3 protein-coding genes are annotated in these 1,623 nt (G+C 59.8%); 1 reads left to right on the forward strand and 2 read right to left on the reverse strand.

The genetic code is table 11. The features are described from left to right. The coding region (locus tag ACWDSI_RS20415) for a hypothetical protein (RefSeq protein ID WP_449757683.1) at window positions 1-333 on the forward strand (333 nt) is incomplete at its 5' end. Here the strand turns inward: ACWDSI_RS20415 and ACWDSI_RS20420 are convergent. Further along, a complete protein-coding gene (locus ACWDSI_RS20420) occupies window positions 225-914 on the reverse strand; it encodes a DUF3558 domain-containing protein (protein WP_449757681.1) in 690 nt (229 codons plus the stop codon). The genes ACWDSI_RS20415 and ACWDSI_RS20420 overlap by 109 nt on opposite strands. After that, a complete protein-coding gene (locus ACWDSI_RS20425; protein ID WP_449757682.1) occupies window positions 850-1,248 on the reverse strand; it encodes a hypothetical protein in 399 nt (132 codons plus the stop codon). The genes ACWDSI_RS20420 and ACWDSI_RS20425 overlap by 65 nt, the downstream gene beginning before the upstream one ends. Window positions 1,249-1,623: the final 375 nt, after the last annotated feature.

A 1,623-nucleotide genomic window follows, 5' to 3' on the forward strand; every position in this document is an offset into this window, starting at 1 on the left:
CTCCAGGCACACCGCCGCACCATCGGCGACCTTCATCACCCCCACATCTTGTGGTCGCCAGAACCTGTTTCACGCACCGTCAATCAGGAAGGGCCTGATTGCGGCTCGCTGAGGCGCCGCATCGCCGCTCGGTGTCGTGCGATGGCGTGTCCGTCGGCCGAGTCGCCGGTACTTGCCATCGCCGTTTTCAGCAGCGCAGGAGTAGGGATGGCAGCGCAAAAGTCTCACTCCGGTATCTGGTCGATGGTGGCGCGGGTGAAGTCGACCGCCTTGGCGCAGATGTCGGCGACGGGTGGGGGATCGATCGAGATCGAAACCATTGTGCTGACATGAGAACGTCCGGTGTCAACAATCGCCATGCACCTGTTCGGTTCTTGAAACGCACCGACTGCTACTCTTCGACCATTGATCGATGTGTCGGAAAACCAGCGAAAGATGATCGATTGACGCTCTTTGTACTCGTCCAAGGGTTCTGAATTTGCGACGATCTGCGAGAGGGTCTTGAGACTGCTATTCGCGTAATTCCAGCGACAGCCCCGCAGGGTTTGGTAGTTGGCTAGTGCCGCATCTTTCGTAGTTGCAGGGTTTAGACCCGCAGCGACAAGAACTGGGAGTGTAACCGCAGTGCATGGTTCGTAGTCTGTTCCGTCGTTGCCAGTGTTCCATCGGTCGGGGAATTCAGTCACGAAGGGCAATCGCCGCCCCTCCGCGTCTGTTTGGCGGATCGTGACTGCAGAAGTCGGGATCGAACCGGGGCTGGACTGGGAGACGGGGCTGCCGTCGGTCGAACAGCCACATAATGATCCAATTAGGCAACCGGTGGCAATCAGCCACGGGAGCCATCGATACTCAGGCACGAAGGTCAGTCGCACTCGTCTGGTCAGCGCAATGTAATTCAGCGTCGGCGCAATCACAACCCGCGGCCAGGGCCGTAAGTGCGCTGATCTGCTCCGTTAGATTGTCCTTCCAGACCTCGACCACACCTACCAACTGCGAGTGCAATCTGTTGCCCTCCTTCACTTTGCCGAAGTAGTTGTCGCCGAGCACTCCGGCGATGTTGTCGACGGCCACCTGCAACTCATCCGCACACTCCCTTGCCACCTTGGCCCGCTGTTGCCATTCCGCACTCGTGAATTGCACGACCCCACCCTCGGGTGCGGAGTTCTGGGGAGTGACGGTCGGGGTGCCGCCGATGGGCCCGCGGCCCGGCAGGTCCACGGTCCCGCCCGGGAGCACGAAGAAGTCCATCACACCAATCCCCCTCGTTGTCAATGGACACCCGTGACCGTCGGGCTGCGGCCTGTCTCTATGGGTTCGGGCAGGCTGATTCCAGCGGTTGGGGGATGTAGTCGCGAACGGCAATCGTGGCCTCCGCGTATCGGTCTGACTGATTTCGACTGGCAGCGCATCGCCGTTCGGTGTCGTGCGATGGTGTGTCCGTCGGCCGAGTTGCCGGTACCTGCGATCGCCGTTTTCAGCAGCGCAGGAGTAGGGATGGCAGCGCAAGAGTTTCATTCTGGTATCTGGTCGGAGGAATGATCAAGACCTGTGGATCAGGGAGGGCGTGCCTTCCCGTAAATATGATCCTGGTAGTCACTTGATCAAGTCAGCGTTGCAGCGCTG

Source organism: Gordonia sp. NPDC003429, assembly GCF_053588575.1.

What these genes read in the sequence shown, in the direction of transcription:
- ACWDSI_RS20425 (WP_449757682.1), bottom strand. Translation starts at nt 1,248, where the DNA reads ATGGACTTCTTCGTGCTCCCGGGCGGGACCGTGGACCTGCCGGGCCGC.